Annotated in this window: 18 protein-coding genes; 12 read left to right on the top strand and 6 right to left on the bottom strand. The window is 66.3% G+C overall.

The features are described from left to right. Nucleotides 1–5: 5 nt before the first annotated feature. From ACAV_RS17220 to ACAV_RS17200, 5 genes are all read right to left on the bottom strand, one after another. Nucleotides 6–425: a DUF2177 family protein gene (locus ACAV_RS17220; protein ID WP_013595866.1), complete on the bottom strand. Its 420-nt coding sequence runs from the start codon at nucleotides 423–425 to the stop codon at nucleotides 6–8. A 63-nt stretch (nucleotides 426–488) separates the two neighbouring features. Further along, nucleotides 489–1,136, bottom strand: coding sequence for a DUF6134 family protein (locus ACAV_RS17215; protein WP_013595865.1), 648 nt, complete (start codon nucleotides 1,134–1,136; stop codon nucleotides 489–491). Then, complete coding sequence (locus ACAV_RS17210) at nucleotides 1,133–1,954, bottom strand: DUF1295 domain-containing protein (RefSeq protein ID WP_013595864.1); 822 nt, start codon at nucleotides 1,952–1,954, stop codon at nucleotides 1,133–1,135. Before ACAV_RS17210 ends, ACAV_RS17215 begins: the two co-directional genes overlap by 4 nt. Before the next feature lie 17 nt (nucleotides 1,955–1,971). Continuing rightward, a complete protein-coding gene (locus ACAV_RS17205; RefSeq protein ID WP_013595863.1) occupies nucleotides 1,972–3,030 on the bottom strand; it encodes an SAM-dependent methyltransferase in 1,059 nt (352 codons plus the stop codon). Nucleotides 3,031–3,151: 121 nt separating this feature from the next. Beyond that, nucleotides 3,152–4,786 carry a hybrid sensor histidine kinase/response regulator gene (locus tag ACAV_RS17200; RefSeq protein ID WP_013595862.1) on the bottom strand — a complete coding sequence of 545 codons (1,635 nt, stop codon included), beginning with the start codon at nucleotides 4,784–4,786 and terminating at the stop codon, nucleotides 3,152–3,154. Nucleotides 4,787–4,961: 175 nt separating this feature from the next. On the opposite strand from ACAV_RS17200, the gene ACAV_RS17195 reads away from it, so the two are divergent. From ACAV_RS17195 to ACAV_RS17170, 6 genes are all read left to right on the top strand, one after another. Further along, a complete protein-coding gene (locus ACAV_RS17195; RefSeq protein ID WP_013595861.1) occupies nucleotides 4,962–5,438 on the top strand; it encodes a DUF421 domain-containing protein in 477 nt (158 codons plus the stop codon). Between the two features lie 187 nt (nucleotides 5,439–5,625). Beyond that, nucleotides 5,626–6,150 (top strand): cysteine hydrolase family protein, encoded by a 525-nt coding sequence (locus tag ACAV_RS17190; protein WP_110088662.1) that lies wholly within the window; start codon nucleotides 5,626–5,628, stop codon nucleotides 6,148–6,150. Between the two features lie 96 nt (nucleotides 6,151–6,246). Further along, the gene (locus ACAV_RS17185; RefSeq protein WP_013595859.1) at nucleotides 6,247–6,441 is read left to right on the top strand and encodes a DUF3606 domain-containing protein; all 195 of its coding nucleotides are present in this window, start codon (nucleotides 6,247–6,249) and stop codon (nucleotides 6,439–6,441) included. Nucleotides 6,442–6,466: 25 nt separating this feature from the next. Beyond that, nucleotides 6,467–6,883 carry a hypothetical protein gene (locus ACAV_RS17180; RefSeq protein ID WP_013595858.1) on the top strand — a complete coding sequence of 139 codons (417 nt, stop codon included), beginning with the start codon at nucleotides 6,467–6,469 and terminating at the stop codon, nucleotides 6,881–6,883. A gap of 21 nt (nucleotides 6,884–6,904) precedes the next feature. Further along, the gene (locus ACAV_RS17175) at nucleotides 6,905–7,792 is read left to right on the top strand and encodes a DUF2243 domain-containing protein (RefSeq protein WP_013595857.1); all 888 of its coding nucleotides are present in this window, start codon (nucleotides 6,905–6,907) and stop codon (nucleotides 7,790–7,792) included. 69 nt (nucleotides 7,793–7,861) lie between these two features. Continuing rightward, nucleotides 7,862–8,503 carry a DUF4142 domain-containing protein gene (locus tag ACAV_RS17170; protein WP_013595856.1) on the top strand — a complete coding sequence of 214 codons (642 nt, stop codon included), beginning with the start codon at nucleotides 7,862–7,864 and terminating at the stop codon, nucleotides 8,501–8,503. 29 nt (nucleotides 8,504–8,532) lie between these two features. On the opposite strand, the gene ribD is transcribed toward ACAV_RS17170, so the two are convergent. Beyond that, complete coding sequence (gene ribD / locus ACAV_RS17165) at nucleotides 8,533–9,666, bottom strand: bifunctional diaminohydroxyphosphoribosylaminopyrimidine deaminase/5-amino-6-(5-phosphoribosylamino)uracil reductase RibD (RefSeq protein WP_013595855.1); 1,134 nt, start codon at nucleotides 9,664–9,666, stop codon at nucleotides 8,533–8,535. Nucleotides 9,667–9,746: 80 nt separating this feature from the next. Between ribD and pilV the strand changes: the two genes are divergently transcribed. From pilV to ACAV_RS17135, 6 genes are all read left to right on the top strand, one after another. Beyond that, nucleotides 9,747–10,424, top strand: coding sequence for a type IV pilus modification protein PilV (gene pilV, locus ACAV_RS17160; protein WP_013595854.1), 678 nt, complete (start codon nucleotides 9,747–9,749; stop codon nucleotides 10,422–10,424). After that, nucleotides 10,421–11,470 (top strand): PilW family protein, encoded by a 1,050-nt coding sequence (locus ACAV_RS17155; RefSeq protein WP_013595853.1) that lies wholly within the window; start codon nucleotides 10,421–10,423, stop codon nucleotides 11,468–11,470. Before pilV ends, ACAV_RS17155 begins: the two co-directional genes overlap by 4 nt. Before the next feature lie 65 nt (nucleotides 11,471–11,535). After that, nucleotides 11,536–12,114, top strand: coding sequence for a pilus assembly PilX family protein (locus ACAV_RS17150; protein WP_013595852.1), 579 nt, complete (start codon nucleotides 11,536–11,538; stop codon nucleotides 12,112–12,114). Nucleotides 12,115–12,121: 7 nt separating this feature from the next. Then, complete coding sequence (locus tag ACAV_RS17145; protein ID WP_013595851.1) at nucleotides 12,122–16,624, top strand: pilus assembly protein; 4,503 nt, start codon at nucleotides 12,122–12,124, stop codon at nucleotides 16,622–16,624. Then, nucleotides 16,621–17,115: a type IV pilin protein gene (locus ACAV_RS17140; protein ID WP_013595850.1), complete on the top strand. Its 495-nt coding sequence runs from the start codon at nucleotides 16,621–16,623 to the stop codon at nucleotides 17,113–17,115. The genes ACAV_RS17145 and ACAV_RS17140 overlap by 4 nt, the downstream gene beginning before the upstream one ends. Continuing rightward, nucleotides 17,112–17,717: a GspH/FimT family pseudopilin gene (locus ACAV_RS17135; protein ID WP_041829304.1), complete on the top strand. Its 606-nt coding sequence runs from the start codon at nucleotides 17,112–17,114 to the stop codon at nucleotides 17,715–17,717. Before ACAV_RS17140 ends, ACAV_RS17135 begins: the two co-directional genes overlap by 4 nt. Nucleotides 17,718–17,752: the final 35 nt, after the last annotated feature.

Genomic DNA, 17,752 nt, shown 5'->3' with positions numbered 1-17,752 from the left:
GCCGCTCAGGCCGATGCGGGCGGAAACCACCGCAGGACCACCGCGCAGGCGATCGCGCTGGCGGCCCCGGTGGCGACTGTCCCCCAGGCCATGTCCATGGCGGTGACATGCCAGGGCCAATCCCGCAGCACGGCCTGGTTGGTCAGCCCGAAGGTGGCATAGGCCACCAGCCCGAGCGCGGCGCCCAGGCCCAGCGCCTGCTGCCAGCTTTGCTTTTCCACGCCCGGCACGACGGCGAAAAACACCATGCCCGCCACGTACAGCAGGTAGAACACCACCGCGGGGGCGATGGAGACGCCTTCCTGCATGAGGTGGCCGATGTTGGGACGATACAGGCGCTGGGCCATGGTGCCGAGCCACACGGAATCCAGGGCGAGAAAGGCGAGGGCGGTGGCGGCGTAGGCGATGGCGTAGGTGCGTGGCATGGTCGGCTTTCAGAGGGTGGAAACGGAAGGGTGTGCGGCAGTGCGAGGGGAGTGCGGATGCCGTCAAGGCAGCCGGTAGCTGAGCTTGCGCCCGCCATGCACGGTGGAATCCAGTCCCACCCACTCTCCGGTATCGGTGGCGTACCAGACGTCGATGGGGTTGCGGGGCCCCGTGATGCGCCAGCGCGTCGCCGCGCGGGGCTGGCCGCGCACGGTGATGGAGCCGTCTTCCTCCCGGGATATCTGCACCGGCTCGAGCTTCCCGCTCTGCGGGTCTAGCAGTTGCCGCGATTCCAGGATGGCCGGATTCCAGTAGGCGAAGCTGCGCGTGCAGGGGGTGTCCGGCGCGAATTCCTGGCGCACCGTGCTGCGTTCGCCGTCGTCGTCGGTGTCGGCCGCGATGCGCCTCAGGCAATTGCCACGCCACTGCTCCCGGGCTTCGTGCCGGTACCGGTACACCGCGATGCCCAGCACTTTCACCGTGAAGCGGGCCGAGCTTTCCAGCTGGCGGCTGCCGCCCTCCAGGGCGCCGAGCCGGAACCGGTGCTCTCCAATCGGGCTGCCGTCCAGCGACACGGCAAAGTTCCATTGCTGCTCCGTCGCGCCCTGCGCATGGGCGCCCGCCGTGGCCGCTGCCAGCAGCAACCCGGCCACCAGGGGCCGCGTCAGCGTGGCGGCCCGCAGGCAGCGGGGGCGTGCGGGCCCGTTCACGAAGGCCTCCCGGACCGCGGCGGCATGGGGATGAAGGCGCTCGTGCGGCGCTGGTACTCGCGGTAGGCCGGCCTGCGCGAGTGCATGTCCTTTTCGAGCAGCGCCACCCCCGAGACCCGCAGGAGCAGCGTGGTCATCAGCGCGGGCGAGAGGATGCTCCAGAATGCCGGCATGCCGGCCATCCCCACTGCCGCCAGCCACAGGCCCCACCACACGCAGGCCTCGCCGAAGTAGTTGGGGTGCCGGGTATAGCGCCACAGGCCCTGGTCCATCACGCGGTCCCCATGGCCCCCCTGGCGCTTGAACCGCGCCATCTGCGCGTCCCCCACGGCCTCGAACACCAAGCCGAAGACGGCCAGTGCCAGGCCGGGCAGGGCCTGCCAGGCAGTGCCCGGGCGGAAGAACGCCACCGCGGCGAAAAGCGGGGCGGATACCACCCACGCCAGCACCGCCTGCAGGCCGAACACCAGGTAGAGGCTCCTGATCCCGAAGCGCTCGCCGTGGCGCTCCCGCATGGCCTGGTAGCGGCGGTCCTCGCCGTGGCCCCAGTTGCGCAGCGTGATGTAGACGGCGAGCCGGGCGGCCCAGGCGGCCGCCACGCCGACGACCCACCATGGCGCACCGCCCCCGGATGCGGAGTCGAGCCGCAGGGCATACACCACGCCGGCCCCGGCGATCATCGGGCCCCAGACCCGGTCCACCAGGCTCGCGTCGCGGCGGGCCAGGCTGACGGCCCAGGTGGCCAGCGCCGCGGCGATGGTCCATGCCAGGCCGCCCAGCGCGGCCTGCCAGGCGTCCGTGCCAAGGAAATCCGCCATGCCGGCCTCCTGCCCTGTCAGGCCGCGCCCTGCGCGGGCCGCTTGTCGAACAGGTAGTGGCTGACCCACCACTGCTGGCCTTCGCCGTAGGCGAAGAGTTCCTCGACGGCCAGGAAGAAGAGCCGCCAGCGCGTCCACCAGGTCTCTGCCTCATGGCCATACACCTGCTTGAACAGCGGCTGGAGCTCCGCGTGGTGCGCGTCCATGTTGTCCAGCCACGCCCGCGATGTCTTCGCGTAGTGGGTGCCGTCCCATCGCCAGCGCCGCGCGACGCGCAGGTCGTCCTGGCAGTGCAGGGCCAGATCGTCGCTGGGCATCATGCCGCCCGAGAAGAAGTGCTCGCTCATCCAGTCGCTGGCGTCCCGGGCGACGAACGGGTAGGGCGCCTCCCGGTGGGTGAACACGTGCATGAAGAAGCGGCCGTCGTCGGCCAGCCAGCGTGCCACGTGCGAGAAAGCGCGGGGCCAGTTGCGCAGGTGCTCGAACATTTCCACCGACACGATCCGGTCGAAGCGCTCCGGGGTGTCGAAGACGTTGAAGTCGCAGGTCTGCACGCGCACATTGCGCAGTCCGCGGCGCGCGGCTGCGGCCTCGATGTACTGGCGCTGGGAGTGCGAATTGGAAATGGCCGTGATCGCGCTGGCCGGATACCGCGCGGCCATCCACAGCGTCAGCGATCCCCAGCCGCAGCCCAGCTCCAGGATGCGCTGCCCGTCCTGCAGGCCGGCATGCTCGCAGGTCTCGGCGAGGGCGGCCTCCTCGGCCTGCTCCAGGGTCGTGGTGCCGGCCGGCCAGAGGCAGCAGCTGTACTTGCGGTGGGGCCCCAGCACCTTGCCGAAAAATTCCGCAGGCACCTCGTAATGCTGCGCGTTGGCTTTCTCCGGAACCAGGGCCAGCGGCGCCGAACGGATGCGCTCCAGGAAGGCCTGGGTCTGCTCCGCCGCGGACACCCCGTCGCCGCTGCGCAGTTCGGCGAGCCGGTCTTTCAGCAGCCGGCGGATGCCGTGCCGTACGAGCCGGTCGGGCAGCAGGCCCCGTTCGACGAGGCGGATGGCGGTGGCGGTGTTCTGCAGCATGCGAGGGGCTCCGGCGTGCGGCGTGCCGGTTGGCCCGCCTGGTTCCGGCCTGTACGCGGCGACCCCCTTTTTGGATTGCAGGACACCGGCGCGCCGGCATCCCGTGTCGGCCTCCGCGGGCTCAGGTCTTGGTGCCGGTGGCGCCGTCGAGCACCATGCGCACGCGGCGTGCGAGATCCGCCAGGCGGTATGGCTTCTTCAGGATCTCGAATTCGCTGGGTGCGACGTTGGCAAGGCTGCCCATGTCGCGGTCGAAGCCGGTGGTCAGCAGGATATGGATGCCCGCCACCGTCTTGCGCATCTCGCGGGCCAGTTCGTAGCCGTTCAGGCCACCGGGCATCACCACGTCGGTGAAGAGCAGGTGCGGCAGCGCGGACGGCTCCAGCGAGCGAACGAGCTTGAGGGCCGCGTGCGCGCTGTGGGCCACGTGGACCGTGTACCCCAGGCCTTCCAGCATGGCCTGGGCGAGGTCGGCCACCTCGACGCGGTCGTCCACGACCAGCACGGTTTCCGTGCCGCCGCGTGCATGGGGGGCGAGCGACTCCACCAGCTCGGGGTGCGTGCGCCCGTGCACGGCGGGGAAGTACATGCGCACCGTGGTGCCCACGCCGACTTCCGAATAGATCGTGACGGCACCGCCCGACTGCTTGGCGAAACCGTACACCATGGACAGCCCCAGGCCCGTGCCCTTGCCTTCTTCCTTGGTGGTGAAGAACGGGTCCATCACGCGCGGCACCATGTCGGCAGGGATGCCCGAGCCGGTGTCGGTGACCGACAGGGTGGCATAGCGACCCGGCGGAAGGCCGGAGAAGGCATGGCCGTCCTGGGCGTGCAGCTCGATGCCCCGTGTCTCGACCCGGATGCGGCCCCCGTTGGGCATGGCATCGCGGGAGTTGAGCAGCAGGTTGAGCACCGCCACTTCCAGCTGTGTGGTGTCCAGTTCGCAGTTGGGTACGTCCTCACCGAGCACGTAGTCGATCTGGATTTCTTCGCCGAGGGTGCGTTCGGCCAGCGAAGCCATGCCCGTGGCCATCGCGTTCAAACTGACGACCCGGCCCTGGAGCTTCTGCTTGCGCGAGAACGCCAGCAACTGCTGCGTGAGCGTGGAGGCCTTGCTGACGGCGCTGCGGATGCTGTCGATGGAGCGGTCGATGTCCTCGCGGGCGAGCTTCTGGCTGCGGTTGCGCACGCGCATCACGTCCAGGTGGCCGGACATGACCTGCAGCAGGTTGTTGAAATCGTGCGAGATGCCGCCGGTCAACTGGCCGAGCGCTTCCATCTTCTGCGCCTGCGACAGCGCTTCCTCGGCGTCGCGGCGCCGGCTCACGTCGAGCTGGGAGGCGAAGAAGTAGACCAGTTCGCCGCGGGCGTTATAGACCGGCGAGATGAACAGCGCATTCCAGAACGTGGAGCCGTCCTTGCGGTAGTTGAGCAGCTCCAGTGAAATCTCGCGCCGCTGCTCGATGGCTTCGCGCAGGGCCGCGACCGTGTTGCGGTCGGTGGCAGGGCCCTGGAGGAACCGGCAGTTGTGCCCGAGGATGTCCTGCGGCTGGTAGCCCGTCATCGAGACGAAGGCCCGGTTGCAGAACACGATGGGGTTGTCGGGCTGGCGCGGATCGGTGACCAGCATCGGCATCCGCGTGGTTTCGATGGCCGCGAAAAAAATGTCGTCCTTGTGTTCGGCGACTTCGGACGGGGCGCCTTCCGCGACGAAGGGGCGCTCCTGGCCGGTGATGGGGGGCTTCTCGCTGCTCATCCGGCGGACTATACGGACAAACCGCCTTCCTGCACATTTCCCCCGGCGTGGCCACCCTGTAGGCGCAGGCGCCGCCCACTGCAGCTGGCGGTGGCGTCCTACGCGGCGTGGCGTGGCCGGAGGATGAAGGCCGGCGGCTTCCTTGCCAAGATCGCCCCCAAGGAGGATCGGTTCCATGTGGGATTTCGACGTGGATTGGCTGGAGCTGGTGCTGCGCGGCGTGCTCGTCTATCTCGCCCTGCTGTGCATGCTCCGGGTTTCCGGCAAGCGGACGGTCGGGCAGTTCACCCCGTTCGACCTGCTGGTGATCATGCTGCTCAGCGAGGCGGCCAGCAATTCGATGACGGGGGGCGACAACTCCCTGCCCGGCGGCCTGCTGGTGTGTGCAGTGCTGATGGCGCTGAACGCGGCCGCAGGGTTCCTGAGCGCACGCAGCCGCGCGGTGGAGGCCGTGCTGGAAGGCGAGGCCGTGCTGGTGGCGCGCGACGGCCATGTTTTCCGTGATGCGCTGCGCCGCCACCGGGTATCGCGCAGCGACTGGGAAAAAGCGCTGCGCGAGGCCGATTGTGACGAGTCTGCGATACGGCTGGCTTTCCTGGAAGCAGACGGCAGCATCGTCATCCAGAAGACGCAGGGCGCGCAGACGGAATGACCCTGGCCGGGCGCGGCAACACGGACGCAGTCCCTGCCCATACAGATGCGCGCCGGATTCGGAGCTTTCCTACGGCGCCGGTCCAGGGCGGCAGTGAATCCTTGGCGGCATCTTCATTGCCCGATGCCTGCCACCCGTGTCTTCCGCCGCCTCCCTCCGCCGAACCCGTCTGCCGCGCCACCAGGATGTGCTGCTCCTCGTGGACGTGGTCAATCCGCTGAACTTTCCCGGTGCCGATGACCTCCTGCCGGGCGCCCTGCGTGCCGCGCGTGCCACCCTGCGGCTGCGCGAGCGGCTGGAGAGCCGCCGCGTGCCGGTGATCTATGCCAATGACAATTACGGCACGTGGCACAGCGAATTCAGCGACCTGCTCGCAGCCTGCCGGCAATTGCCCGGAGCGCGGGGAGAACTGGCCCGCCTCATGGCCCCCCGGCCGCGCGACCTGACCCTGCTCAAGCCCTGCCATTCCGCGTTCCAGTCCACGCCGCTGCTGCACCTGCTGCGGCAGATGGGGACGCGGCGCGTCATCGTCGCCGGCCTGGCCGCGGACATGTGCGTGATGCTGAGCGCCACCGATGCACGCATGCTCGGCTACGACGTCTGGGTGCCCGGGGACTGCACCGCCGCCGAAAGCCCCACGCGCAAGCGCAGCGCCCTGCGGCAACTGGAAGAGGCCTTCCAGTGCGATGTGCGCCCCGGAAACCTGCTGTGACAGTTCCAGCAGGGATGGCGGGGCTTGTCCTACGCCCAGGCTGCAGCGGGCCGCCCAGCATGGATGCATCGCACATGCATTGCAGAGGAGATTTTCATGGCAGACGACAAGACCAAGGTGGGTGGCGCGGACCGGCGACTCATCAACCTCTCGGAAGACTACGAAGTGCGCGACTGGGCCTCCGTGCTCAATTGCGATGAATACGAACTGCGCAGGGCCGTGCAGGCCGTCGGCAATTCGGCGGAGGCCGTGCGCAGCTATCTCGCGCAGAACCGCGAGCGCGCGCACTGACGGACCGACGCACCGGAGAACACCCATGAAGCCTGACGACACCTCCAACCCGAACTTGCCCGAAACATCCCGCGAAGCGATCGCGGCTTCAGGGCAGGAGCGCCGGCGCGACACCGGCCACTATGACCAGTACGGCATGCGCGACGACCCTCGTCCCGCCGCCACCCCGGCCGGTGCGGAGAACCTCGCCACCGGCGAAGGCGCGCGCCGGTTCGGCGCCAGCGGCGACGAGAGCACCTACGGCAACCGCGAGCGCCAGCGCCCCGGCGACCAGCATTCGGACCGGCTGCAGACCGGGCCGATCGCATCGGTCGATTCCTCCGGCTCGGCGCGGGGCCGGGGGCTCGACTACGGCGGTGACCAGCCCGAAGGCCCCATGCCGTCCTCCCGCCAGGGCGCGGCGCTGATCGGCGAGACGCGCGACCGCGGCCGCCAGCATTGACTGGTACGGCCGGCCTGCACGATGCGTGAAGACACCTTGCCGCCAGGCCGCAGCCTGCGCCCGCTGGCCTGGGCCGGTGGCTGCATCGGCTTCAGCCTGGGCGGCTTCTTCGACGGCATCCTGTTGCACCAGGTGCTGCAGTGGCATCACCTGCTGAGCCGCGTGCGTTCCCCTGTGCTGGAGGACATCCGCGCGCAGATCCTGGCGGACGGGCTGTTCCATGCCCTGATGTATGTCATCGCGGCCGTCGGGCTGTGGCGACTCTGGAAGGCGCGTGACCTGCTCGTCGCATCCGGCGCCGACCGCCGCCTGGCCGGCAGTGCCTTGCTCGGTTTCGGGCTCTGGCACCTGCTGGACGCCGTGCTGTCGCACTGGCTGCTGGGCCTGCACCGCGTGCGCGACGCGTCGGAAATACCGCTGGCGTGGGACGTCGGCTGGCTCGCGGTGTTCGGCCTGGTGCCTCTGTGCATCGGCTGGCGCCTGCTGAAAGACCTGTCCGGTGGCCATGGAAGCGGCCCTGGCGGTGAAGGCCGCCGCCTCATGCCCGAGAACGGTTCCGTTGCGCAGCCGGCCGTGCGGGGCTCCGGCCCCGGTGGGGCGCGTCGCTGGCTGGGCGCCGTGCTGCTGGTCGGTGGCGCGGCGCTGGCCTCGCTGTGGCCGCAGGGCGACCGCGGCGGCGATGTCATGGTGCTGTTCCGGCCGGGGATTTCCGCGGCCGACGCCATGGGACGCCTTGCCGCTGCCGATGCGCGCGTGGTCTGGGCGGACCGGTCCGGTGCGCTGTGGGCCGTGCGTGTGGACGACCCGGCACAGGCCGGCCGCCTGTACCGGCAGGGCGCCTGGCTCGTGAGCGATTCGCGGCTGCGCTGGGGATGCTTTTCCTGGATGGGCGCCGGGCCTTCCGCGTGAGCGCGGGCATCCCTTCACTTTCCCTTTTCTTTTCCTTGTCCCTTTCATCACAGCAAGAAGGAGCATTCCATGAACCACCGCCACCTGATGATTTCCGCGTCCGTCGCCCTGGCGTGCGTCGCATACGCGGCCGGAGCGGCCGCACAATCCCAGCCACCGGCCCAGTCCCCCACCCACGAGCAGCCCCGGGCCGGCGCCGCCCGGGCCGTGGATGGCGCGGAAGGGCAGGCGTCGCGCCTGACGCGGGCCGACAAGTCCTTCCTGGACGATGCCGCCCACAACGGCCATGCCGAGGTCAAGAGCAGCCAGCTCGCGCTGCAGAAGGCCCAGAACCCCAAGGTGCGCGCCTTCGCGCAGCAGATGGTGGATGACCACACCAAGGCCAACCAGGAACTGGCCGCCCTCGCCGCCGGGAAGAACGTGCGCGTGCCCGAAGGGCCGTCGCTGGTGCAGGAGGGCAAGCTCAAGCTGCTGGGCACCGCCGACGGCGCGGACTTCGACAAGCGCTACATGGAGACCATGGGGCTGCAGGCGCACCGCGACACGGTCGAGCTTTTCGAGAAGGGTGCCCGGGAGGCGCGTGATCCGGAAGTGAAGGCGTTTGCGCAGAAGACGCTGCCGAAGCTGAAGCAGCATCTGGAGATGGCGCAGCAGGTGGCGGGGGAGGTGGGGGTGGGGGCGGACAAGGTGGATGCCGCCCGCAAGCCGTAGTCCGGTGTGCCCCGGAGAAACGCGGCGGTTCAGGCCACGGATTCCCGGCCTGCCACCCTCGCGCACACCCGGAGGTCCGGACCGACCTGGGCGACCGAGCGGATGGTGAGCCCGAGCGCCTGTCCCAGGTCCGGAAGGGGGCCAAATGGCGCGATGCCTCTTCCTTGCCCCAGGAGCTTGGGGGCGAGATAGAGCAGCACTTCGTCCACCAGGCCGGCCGCGCACAGCGCTCCGCTGGCGATGGCGCCTGCTTCAACATGCACCTCGTTGGCCTCCCGCGCTGCGAGGTCCGCCATCACGTCGCGCAAGGCAACCCGCCCATCGGGACCCGGCAGATGCACGATGGTCGCCCCGGAGGCGCAGAGCGCGCGCTCCCGCGATTCATCCCGGATCGCGCAATAGATCACTACGTCACGGGCTTGAGCTCGCAGCAAAGCGGCATCCGGCGGGGTGCGCAAGTGGCTGTCGAGCACCGCGACCCAGGGCTGGCGTTCGGTGGGCACCTCGCGCACATCCAGCCGCGGATCGTCCGCGAGCACGGTGCCCACGCCCGTGAGGACCGCACAGGCCCGCGCGCGCCAGGCATGCACGTCAGCCCGCGCCGCGGCGGAGGTGATCCATTGGCTCTGCCCGTCCGGCAGTGCCGTGATTCCGTCCAGGGACGCTGCGGACTTCAGCCGCACCCAGGGCATGCGCCGCACCATGCGGCTGAGAAAGCCGATGTTCAGCTCCCGTGAGGCCTCTGCGCCCGGGCCGACTTCCACTTCGACCCCCGCAGCGCGCAGGCGCTCGAACCCCTGGCCGGCGACTCGCGGGTTGGGGTCACCCAGCGAGGCGACCACGCGGGCGATGCCAGCTTCGACCAGCGCATCGCAGCAGGGCCCCGTGCGTCCGTGGTGGGAGCAGGGCTCCAGGGTGACGTAGGCGATGGCGCCCTGGGTGGCATGGCCGCGTGCCCGGGCATCGCGCAACGCCATCACTTCTGCATGGGGCCCGCCGGCGCGCTGGGTCGATCCCTGGCCGATGATCTGCTGGCGGGCATCGACCAGTACACAGCCCACGCGGGGATTGGGGGAGGTCCTGTAGAGCCCTTCTTCTGCTAGCCGGAGCGCAAGTTGCATGAAATCGGTAGGGAGAGAGGCCGGGGCGACAGGCGTGGACATCCCGGCATTTTGCGCTGACTGGTCGGGTTGGCTTGCCGAACGGCATCGCTAGGCACACGCACCAGCCCTAAGATTCCGGCATGGCCGATAACAGTTTGTTGTACTCCTTACGTTCGCGCAGTCGGGCGGGAAGAGCATCGCCGCGGCATTGGGAGTCGGGGTTTACCCTGATCGAGGTCCTGGTGTCCATCGTGGTGCTTTCGTTCGGAATCCTGGGGCTGGTCGGGGTGCAGGCCTTCGCGCTGCAATCGACGCGCGAGGCCCGCCTGCAGGCCCAGGCAGCCAACTTGGCCCGCGAAATGGCGGAGATGATGCGCGGCAACAACCAGATCGGCATCAAGAGTGATGCCAGCTTGAACCCGTACCTCATCAATCTGCAAAGCCCGTTGAGCCCGGCGACCCCCAGCTACTGCCTGGGCGTGGCGTCGTCGTCCGCCTGTGCTGATGGCACGGCCGTTGCGCGCGCGGAATTGACCGATTGGCTTACTCGGCTGGATGCTGCCCTGCCCGGCGCGCGGGTGGTCATCTGCTTCGACAAGGCACCCTACGACAGCAACGGCATGCCGCAATGGAACTGCACTGCTGGAACTGCCGGCGTGGATGAGGTCGCGGTGATCAAGATCGGCTGGACCCGCAAATCCACGCTGCGCGCGTCTGCTACCAGCGATGGCGTGGAAACCGCCACGGCCACCGGCAGCTATCCCTACGTGGTGTTTCCCGTCACGAGCGGCAACCCGATGGGGGCCCCTTCGCTATGACTCGCTTTTCCCATCCCGTGACCCGCCGGTTACGGCAGAACGGCCTGACGCTCGTAGAGCTGATGGTCGCCATGGTCATCAGCCTGCTGATCGTGCTGGCCGCGGCCGTGAGCCTCGTGGTCGCCCGGCAGGGCTTCAACAACGTCGACGCTGCATCGCAACTGCGCGACAACGCCCGTTTTGTGGAAGACATGGTCCAGCGCCTGGGCGTGCAGGCGGGCTACCGCGATCTGTTCCATGCAGCCTACGATGAAAGCGCCAGCACCACCGGGCTTGATCCGTCTGCGGTGCCCAATACCTTCGTCTATGGTTTCAACAACAAGGCGCGCGCATCTTCAGACAACTGGTACGAAGCCAGTACGGCCCGCACTTCAGGCAGTCTGGGATACGGCAGCGACGTGCTCGTGCTGCGGTTCCAGCCGGCGACATCCAACAGCGATGCCACCAAGACGGACAAGGGAATGATTGACTGCTCCGGCAATACCCCCCAGGTGGGTGCGAAAGACCGCTATGACCGGGTGACGAGCGTGCTGCATGTCGCGATCAGCAATGACGGGGAGCCCGCACTGATGTGCACGACCTGGACACGCGATCCTGCGACGGGAAATCTCTCGCGGTCCGACCCGCTTCCCCTGATATCCGGCGTCGAGGATTTCCAGGTGCTCTACGGCGTGGACGGCATTCCCGCCAACAATGCCACCATGCCCGCCGCGTCGACGGTGGACAGCGTTCAGGACCGTTTCCTGCGCGCCGATCAGATCACGGTGTCGGATTCGCTGGTGTCGGCCGCAAACTGGCGCCGTGTGCGCAGCATCCGGATCGGCATGGTGCTGCGAGCCGCGCCGAACTCGGCCGTGGACCGCACCTCCCAGACCTTCTACCCCCTGGGCACTGCCAAAGGGTCGAGCGGAGGGTCCATCGGCAGCATGTTCGCCGATACCACCAACGATCCCGGCACCGTGTTCACTCCCGCGGCCGACGGCCGGCTGCGGCAGGTGGTCACTTTCACCGTGCATTTGCGCAATAACCAGCGGGAGCCTGGATGATGTCCCGATATCAGCCTGAAATACGCGCACGAGGCGGCGCGCCCTGTGGCCGCTCGGAGGCTGGCATGTCGCTGATCGTCGTCCTGCTGATACTGGTGGTGGTCTCCATCCTGGGCGTGGCGGGAATCCAGATCTCGATGATGGGCGAACGCTCGACCCGCAACGACCGCGACAAGCAAGTGGCGTGGCAGTCCGCGGAGGCAGCGCTTATCGATGCGGAGCTGGACATCCTCGGCAAACCCGATGCCGCCACGGTTACCAAGCGTGGGGAAGTCTTCAAGCGGGGCAGCACGGACGTCACGAAGTTCCTCCCGGGTTGCGGGGGAGATCAAAGCGCCAAGAACCTGGGTCTTTGCTACACCCTGCCCGGCGTCGCGCCCGCATGGTTGACGGTGGATCTGGCCTCGTCCACGAATCCCCAATCAGTGGCCTTCGGCACGTTCACCGGCCGTGCTTTTCCGTCGGGGCAGGCCGGTTTGCAGCCGGCCGCGCCGCCGCGCTACGTGATCGAATTGGTGGAAGACCCCGAGGGCGCCCGCACCACGGCGCCCAAGGACCGCAAATACATCTACCGCGTGACCGCCATGGGATTCGGCCCTAGTGCCTCCACCCAGGGCGTCCTGCAGATCGTCTACAGAAACTGAGCCCGCCATGAACTCCCAGAGTCCATCCCACCGGCCCTCCCTGCGTCAGCGGGGCTTCATCAACAAGCCATTCCTGGGGGCCGTGGCCGTCCTCGTGGGCCTTTTCGCGTTTGGCACATCATTCCTGGCGATGGGAACGGGTGCTCCCGTCACCACGCCGCCGATCAACCTGTCCAGCGACCCGCTGTACGCGGTGAACGTGAAGGACAAACCCACCATGGCCCTGGCCCTGTCGGTGGAGTTTCCCACCGTGGGCGCCCAGTACGTCAACGTGCCCAATACGAATACCGATGATTCGTACGCCAACACCAAGGAATACCTCGGCTATTACGACGCGGAAAGCTGCTACCAATACAACGACGCGCCGACCGAGACGCCTGAAAGTGGGAGGACTGCCGCCGATTACAAGCGCTTCGATCCCATCGGAAGAGCCACGAACCGCAAGTGCAGCAATGCATTCAGCGGAAACTTCCTGAACTGGGCCACCAATTCGGCCGTGGACATGCTGCGCCTTGCGCTCTCCGGTGGGGACCGCTATGTCGATACCTCGACTTTGACCATCCTGCAGCGGGCCGTGCTGCCGAACGGCGATCCCATCTGCATGTGGAACTCGAACAACTTCCCGGCCAAGCGGCTGACGAAGGACGGGGGAGGGGCGAACTCCTATTGGGGCGCCGTGCCGACTGCCATGGTGACCGGCGCCAACGGCAACGACATCTGGGTGGCCAACACCCTGAACCGGGTGTACTTCCGGGCGGGGTCGTCCGCCGCGGGATCCTGCTCCGACACGAGCGGATATACGCTCGGCGCTCCCACCACAACGCAGAGCCGTGGCACGACTACCTACCAGAACAACGTAGCCTTGCCGAACGATGCCGTACTTTGCACTGCGGAAAATTCCATGTGCAACTTCACCGGCGTGCGCGAGGTGTGGTTCGGTGTTCCTCCCACCCGGCTGACCCCGCGGGGGAACTGGGCCATCGTCCCCGCCTCGAATGGCATCAATTGCAACTACCAGGTGATTGGTGATCCCGCTCCTGGCCAGGGCAAGAGTTGCTATACGCGTCCCTACACAGGTACGTGGCAGCCCCCCCAGACCACGGCCCTCAATTCCGACGGTTTCTTCTATTCACGCGTGCAGGTCTGCAACAAGACCGACGACCTGCTGCAGGATATCCGTGACTACGGCCTGTGCACCCAGTACCCGAGTGGCAACTACAAGCCCGTGGGCGTGATCCAGAAGTATTCCGACCAACTCAGGCTGGCGGCTTTTGGCTACCTGATGGACCAGACGGCGAGCTACAACAATGGCCGCTATGGTGGCGTTCTGCGTGCACCCATGAAATACGTCGGTCAGAAGACCTTCGATGTACTGGGGCGCGAGGAGACCGCGACGAATGCGAAGTCCGAGTGGAATATCAACACCGGCATCTTCAACAAGAATCCCGAATCGGATACTGTCTTCGGCATCAGCGGGGTGATCAATTACCTGAACCAGTTCGGACGGACCGGGCCCGTGCCCGGGCGCTACAAGCAATACGATCCGGTCGGGGAGTTGTATTACCAAGCGTTGCGCTACATGCAGGGCCTGCCGCCCACCGCGGATGCGATTTCCGGTCTGGGCACTCCGTCCACCGGCAGCGCGCTGTACGACGGCTATCCCGTCTATACCGACTGGACGAACATCGATCCTTATGGGGGGGCGCGTTCCTCCTCCGAGAACTATTCGTGTGTGCGCAGCAACATCGTGGTGATCGGGGACATCAACACCCACGACGGCAATTGGCGCAACATCCCCACCTCCGATGATCCGGCCAACAATGCCACGAACTTCCGGACGTGGCACCAGGTGGTGCAGTCGTTCGAGAAAGGCATTTCCACGGCCTACGTGGACGGCCAGGGCGTGAACCGCACGACGTCCAATCCGAACACTGCCAATCCGAATGTTCCTGCCAACAGCCAGACCAGCCAGATCATGGGGTACGCCTACTGGGCGCATACCCAGGACATCCGCGGCACCCGGTGGACTGCGGCGACCGCCAAGCAGCGCCCTGGCCTGCGTGTGAAAACGTTCCTGTTCGACGTGAACGAATACGCAACCCAGAACGACGCCGCTACCCGGCAGACGCGCAACCAGTTCTTCATGGCCGCCAAATACGGTGGCTTCAATTCGACTTCTTCGTCGTCATCGAGCGGTTCGCCGGATCCGTACAACACTTACGGCAATCCTTTCAGGAACCAGATCACCGATACGAACGACAACAATGTCTGGCAAAAGCCAAGTGCTCCCGGTGAGGCATCCAGCTACTATCTTCAGAGCGATGCGCGTGGCGTGCTTGCCGCGTTCAGGGCGATCTTCGAGAACTCGATCGGAAGTGCGCGCAGCATCGCCGGCAGTTCCTCTGCTTCTCGCGTGCAGGCCAGCACCGACAATTTCCTGTATTCCGCGAAGTTCGACGTCGCTTCATGGACGGGCGACGTGATCGCCGAGCAGATCACGCGTTCCGGGAGCGGTTCGTCGGTCGGCCTTTCCGTGTCGTCCAATCCGGTGTGGAGTGCCGCTGCCCGCCTGAAAATCAAAAATGCTGCCGATCGGAAGATTTTCGCCGGCCATGGCAGCCGGCTGGCTGCGACGGAATTCACCTGGAGCGCAATCAACGGCAAAGCGATGCAGACGTCCCTGAGCAAGGCTTCGCCTAGCGCTACGGCGGATTCGCTGGGGCCGGACCGGTTGAATTACCTGCGTGGTGTACGCACCAATGAAGGCGCCGGTGCGCAATTCCGGGTACGTACGGAACTGCTGGGGGATATCGTGAACTCCGGAGTCACATTCTCCGGCCCTCCCGCGGCAGCCTTCACGGGTAACAGCTATGCATTGTTCAAAACCGAGAATGCCGGTCGTTCTCCAGTCGTGTTCGCAGGTGCGAATGATGGCATGCTGCACGCCTTTGCAGCGCAGACGGACACTGGCAAGGGAATCACCGCAGGCGATGAGCTGTTTGCCTATATTCCCAGCTGGATGGGCCCCAAGCTCTCGGCCCTTACTTCGCCGACCTACGTCAACAATCACCAAGCCTATGTCGACGCACCCTCGGCCGTGGGAGAGGCTCAGGTGGCATTTACGTCGGGTGCTGGCAGTGCTACCGACTGGAAGACCGTGCTCGTTTCCGGTACCGGCGCCGGCGGCCGGGGAGTGTTCGCGCTCGACGTCTCCAAGCCGGAAACCTTTGCAGTCGGCAATGCGCTGTGGGAGTTCACTGGCGCTGATGATGCAGACATGGGTTTCGTGGTCGGACGTCCGCAGATCCTCAAGTTCCGGACCGGCGCAGATACCTACCGCTGGTTTGCCGTCGTGGCCAGCGGCGCGGACAATTATTCCAGCAGCTTCGACAACGGCGGCGGCGGTGGCCGTCCGGCGCTCTTCCTGCTCGCACTGGACAAGGCGTCGGGGGATGCATGGGTCGAAGGGACCAACTATTTCAAGCTGATTTTCCCCGTGGATACGGCTGTGGCGGCCACCGTAGCCACGGGTATGGCGAATTTCACGCCGCTCTACGCCCTTGCCGGCGACGTGACGCAGATCTATGCCGGCGACCTGCATGGCAAAGTCTGGAAGCTGGATTTCACCTGCACGAGAAGCAGCGCCACCGATACGTCCTGCACGTCTTATGGCTACAAGGCTACCAGCAACTGGACGGTCGCCGGCCTGAGCAGTTTCGGGTCTGGAGGCACACCTTATCCGTTCTTCATCGCCAAGGATGCTTCCGGCAATGTCCAGCCGATCACGTCGGCACCCCAGCTCTTCACCGGCCCGATCGTGGACGGCAAGGAAACGTTCTACGTGCTGGTGGGCACGGGCAAGTACCTGGAATCATCGGACCGGACTTCCACCCGGGCGCAGAGCGTATATGCGCTCTACGATAACGGATCCACCACGGCGGACTCTTCCAACCCTGCGTCTGCCATATCCGGGCGCAGCCGGATGACTGCAGGCACGGTGAGCACCTCGGCGCAAACGGTGACTGTCCCCAGCTTCAAATGGGGAAGGCCCCAGAGCGACGGAGACACTACCCAGCGTGCCGGCTGGTATATCGATCTGCCGACTTCCGGGGAGCGATCCATCAGCGGTTTCACCGATCTGGGCGGGCTGACGGTGGCATTCAGCACGGTCATTCCCGGAGATGTCGCCTCTGCGGGCGCCTGTGACGCCAATCCGGGCTCCGGCCGCCAATACACTCTGGATGTCTCCCTCGGCAATGGCTCCACTGCCGAATCCAGGGTGGGCCTGCTGAGCGCATTCGTGGTGATCGAGGACACCGCCAGTTCTACGGTGACCAATTACGATAGCACTGGCCAGGCGATTCGCACGATCATGAAGCGCAGCCTGCAGACCGGCTCCTCGGGTGTTACCGAAGGCAAGAGCACCACAGTGCAGGAGGTGGTCGGCCGGCTCAGCTGGCGGCAGATCTACGATTACCGGCAACTGCGCAAGGATGCGACAACCCCATGACACACCATCGTTCAATCCGTGGTTTTTCCCTGCTGGAGCTGATGATCGTCGTGGCGATCGTCGGTATCCTGGCGGCGGTGGCCTATCCCGCCTACAACGATTCCGTACTCAAGGGCCGGCGCGCCCAGGCGCGCACCGCGCTGGCGGAACTCATGCAGCAGCAGGAGCGTTTCCTCACGCAGCGCAATTGCTACCTCGGTTTCAGCAATAGCGGAGGTACTGCGACCGCCACGGCGAATACTGCCTGCGGTATTGCTGCCTCCTTCACGGTGCCTTTCAAGACGTATGCAGGCGAAAGCCTCGGCTCGGCGAGCTACCAGCTGTCGGCCACGACCTGTAGCAGCACCTTGACACTGTCGGACTGCGTGAAGGTGGTAGCCAGCCCGGTCAAGGCAGACCCCGCCGTAGGAGATATCTCCATGACCAGCACGGGAGTCAAGTCATGCACCGGAACGGCCAGCAGCACCAATCCCAAGCTGTGCTGGCCATGAAGATGCCCCTGTGCCACGGGCTTCAGGCCCGCCAGCGCCGCCTGGTCGCCAGGCATGCCCGGGGCTTCACCCTGATCGAACTCATGGTGACGATGGTGCTGGTGGCCGTGCTCCTGCGCATCGGCATTCCTAGCTTCGTGAGCTTTCAGCGCAATTCCGAACTAACCTCTGCCGCCAACGGGCTGCTTTCGAGCGTCAACTCGGCCCGTACGGAGGCCATGAAGCGCAACATGAATGCAGGAGTAGTTCCTGCCTCCGGCAGTTCCTGGGCGGGGGGGTGGACTGCATTCGTGGATGTCGATGGCGATGGTTCCTTCGATGCGACCAAGGACCTCGTGCTGTCCACCCAGCCGGCGCTGGCATCGTATTTTTCCGTGACCGGTACCGGTACTGCGACAGGCAGTACCCCCACCATCTTCTTCAACTCTTCGGGCTATGTGAAGGACTTCGGCAACGTCACCATGGAAATCGCGCGCAACGATCTTTCCGATGCGGCGCTGCTGGAACAGACGCGCCGGGTCATCATCTTCAAGACGGGCCGCGTGCGCGTCTGCAAGCCGACGTCCGCGACAGATGCCGCGTGTGCCAGCGGCGGCAGTTGACGGTCTGCGGGCCGGCTTTCGGCGGCTGGCCCCTC

The sequence above is a fragment of the Paracidovorax avenae ATCC 19860 genome (genome assembly GCF_000176855.2).
Taxonomy (GTDB): Bacteria; Pseudomonadota; Gammaproteobacteria; order Burkholderiales; family Burkholderiaceae_C; genus Paracidovorax; species Paracidovorax avenae.
Note: the sequence above shows the minus strand (reverse complement) of the source record. Positions and strands in the feature narration are given on the sequence as shown.

What these genes read in the sequence shown, in the direction of transcription:
- ACAV_RS17220 (WP_013595866.1), bottom strand. Translation starts at nt 425, where the DNA reads ATGCCACGCACCTACGCCATCGCCTACGCCGCCACCGCCCTCGCCTTT.
- ACAV_RS17205 (WP_013595863.1), bottom strand. Translation starts at nt 3,030, where the DNA reads ATGCTGCAGAACACCGCCACCGCCATCCGCCTCGTCGAACGGGGCCTG.
- ACAV_RS17150 (WP_013595852.1), top strand. Translation starts at nt 11,536, where the DNA reads ATGTCGCTGATCGTCGTCCTGCTGATACTGGTGGTGGTCTCCATCCTG.
- ACAV_RS17195 (WP_013595861.1), top strand. Translation starts at nt 4,962, where the DNA reads ATGTGGGATTTCGACGTGGATTGGCTGGAGCTGGTGCTGCGCGGCGTG.
- ACAV_RS17155 (WP_013595853.1), top strand. Translation starts at nt 10,421, where the DNA reads ATGACTCGCTTTTCCCATCCCGTGACCCGCCGGTTACGGCAGAACGGC.
- ACAV_RS17170 (WP_013595856.1), top strand. Translation starts at nt 7,862, where the DNA reads ATGAACCACCGCCACCTGATGATTTCCGCGTCCGTCGCCCTGGCGTGC.
- ACAV_RS17180 (WP_013595858.1), top strand. Translation starts at nt 6,467, where the DNA reads ATGAAGCCTGACGACACCTCCAACCCGAACTTGCCCGAAACATCCCGC.
- ACAV_RS17145 (WP_013595851.1), top strand. Translation starts at nt 12,122, where the DNA reads ATGAACTCCCAGAGTCCATCCCACCGGCCCTCCCTGCGTCAGCGGGGC.
- ACAV_RS17140 (WP_013595850.1), top strand. Translation starts at nt 16,621, where the DNA reads ATGACACACCATCGTTCAATCCGTGGTTTTTCCCTGCTGGAGCTGATG.
- ACAV_RS17175 (WP_013595857.1), top strand. Translation starts at nt 6,905, where the DNA reads ATGCGTGAAGACACCTTGCCGCCAGGCCGCAGCCTGCGCCCGCTGGCC.
- pilV (WP_013595854.1), top strand. Translation starts at nt 9,747, where the DNA reads ATGGCCGATAACAGTTTGTTGTACTCCTTACGTTCGCGCAGTCGGGCG.
- ACAV_RS17185 (WP_013595859.1), top strand. Translation starts at nt 6,247, where the DNA reads ATGGCAGACGACAAGACCAAGGTGGGTGGCGCGGACCGGCGACTCATC.
- ACAV_RS17135 (WP_041829304.1), top strand. Translation starts at nt 17,112, where the DNA reads ATGAAGATGCCCCTGTGCCACGGGCTTCAGGCCCGCCAGCGCCGCCTG.
- ACAV_RS17210 (WP_013595864.1), bottom strand. Translation starts at nt 1,954, where the DNA reads ATGGCGGATTTCCTTGGCACGGACGCCTGGCAGGCCGCGCTGGGCGGC.
- ribD (WP_013595855.1), bottom strand. Translation starts at nt 9,666, where the DNA reads ATGTCCACGCCTGTCGCCCCGGCCTCTCTCCCTACCGATTTCATGCAA.
- ACAV_RS17200 (WP_013595862.1), bottom strand. Translation starts at nt 4,786, where the DNA reads ATGAGCAGCGAGAAGCCCCCCATCACCGGCCAGGAGCGCCCCTTCGTC.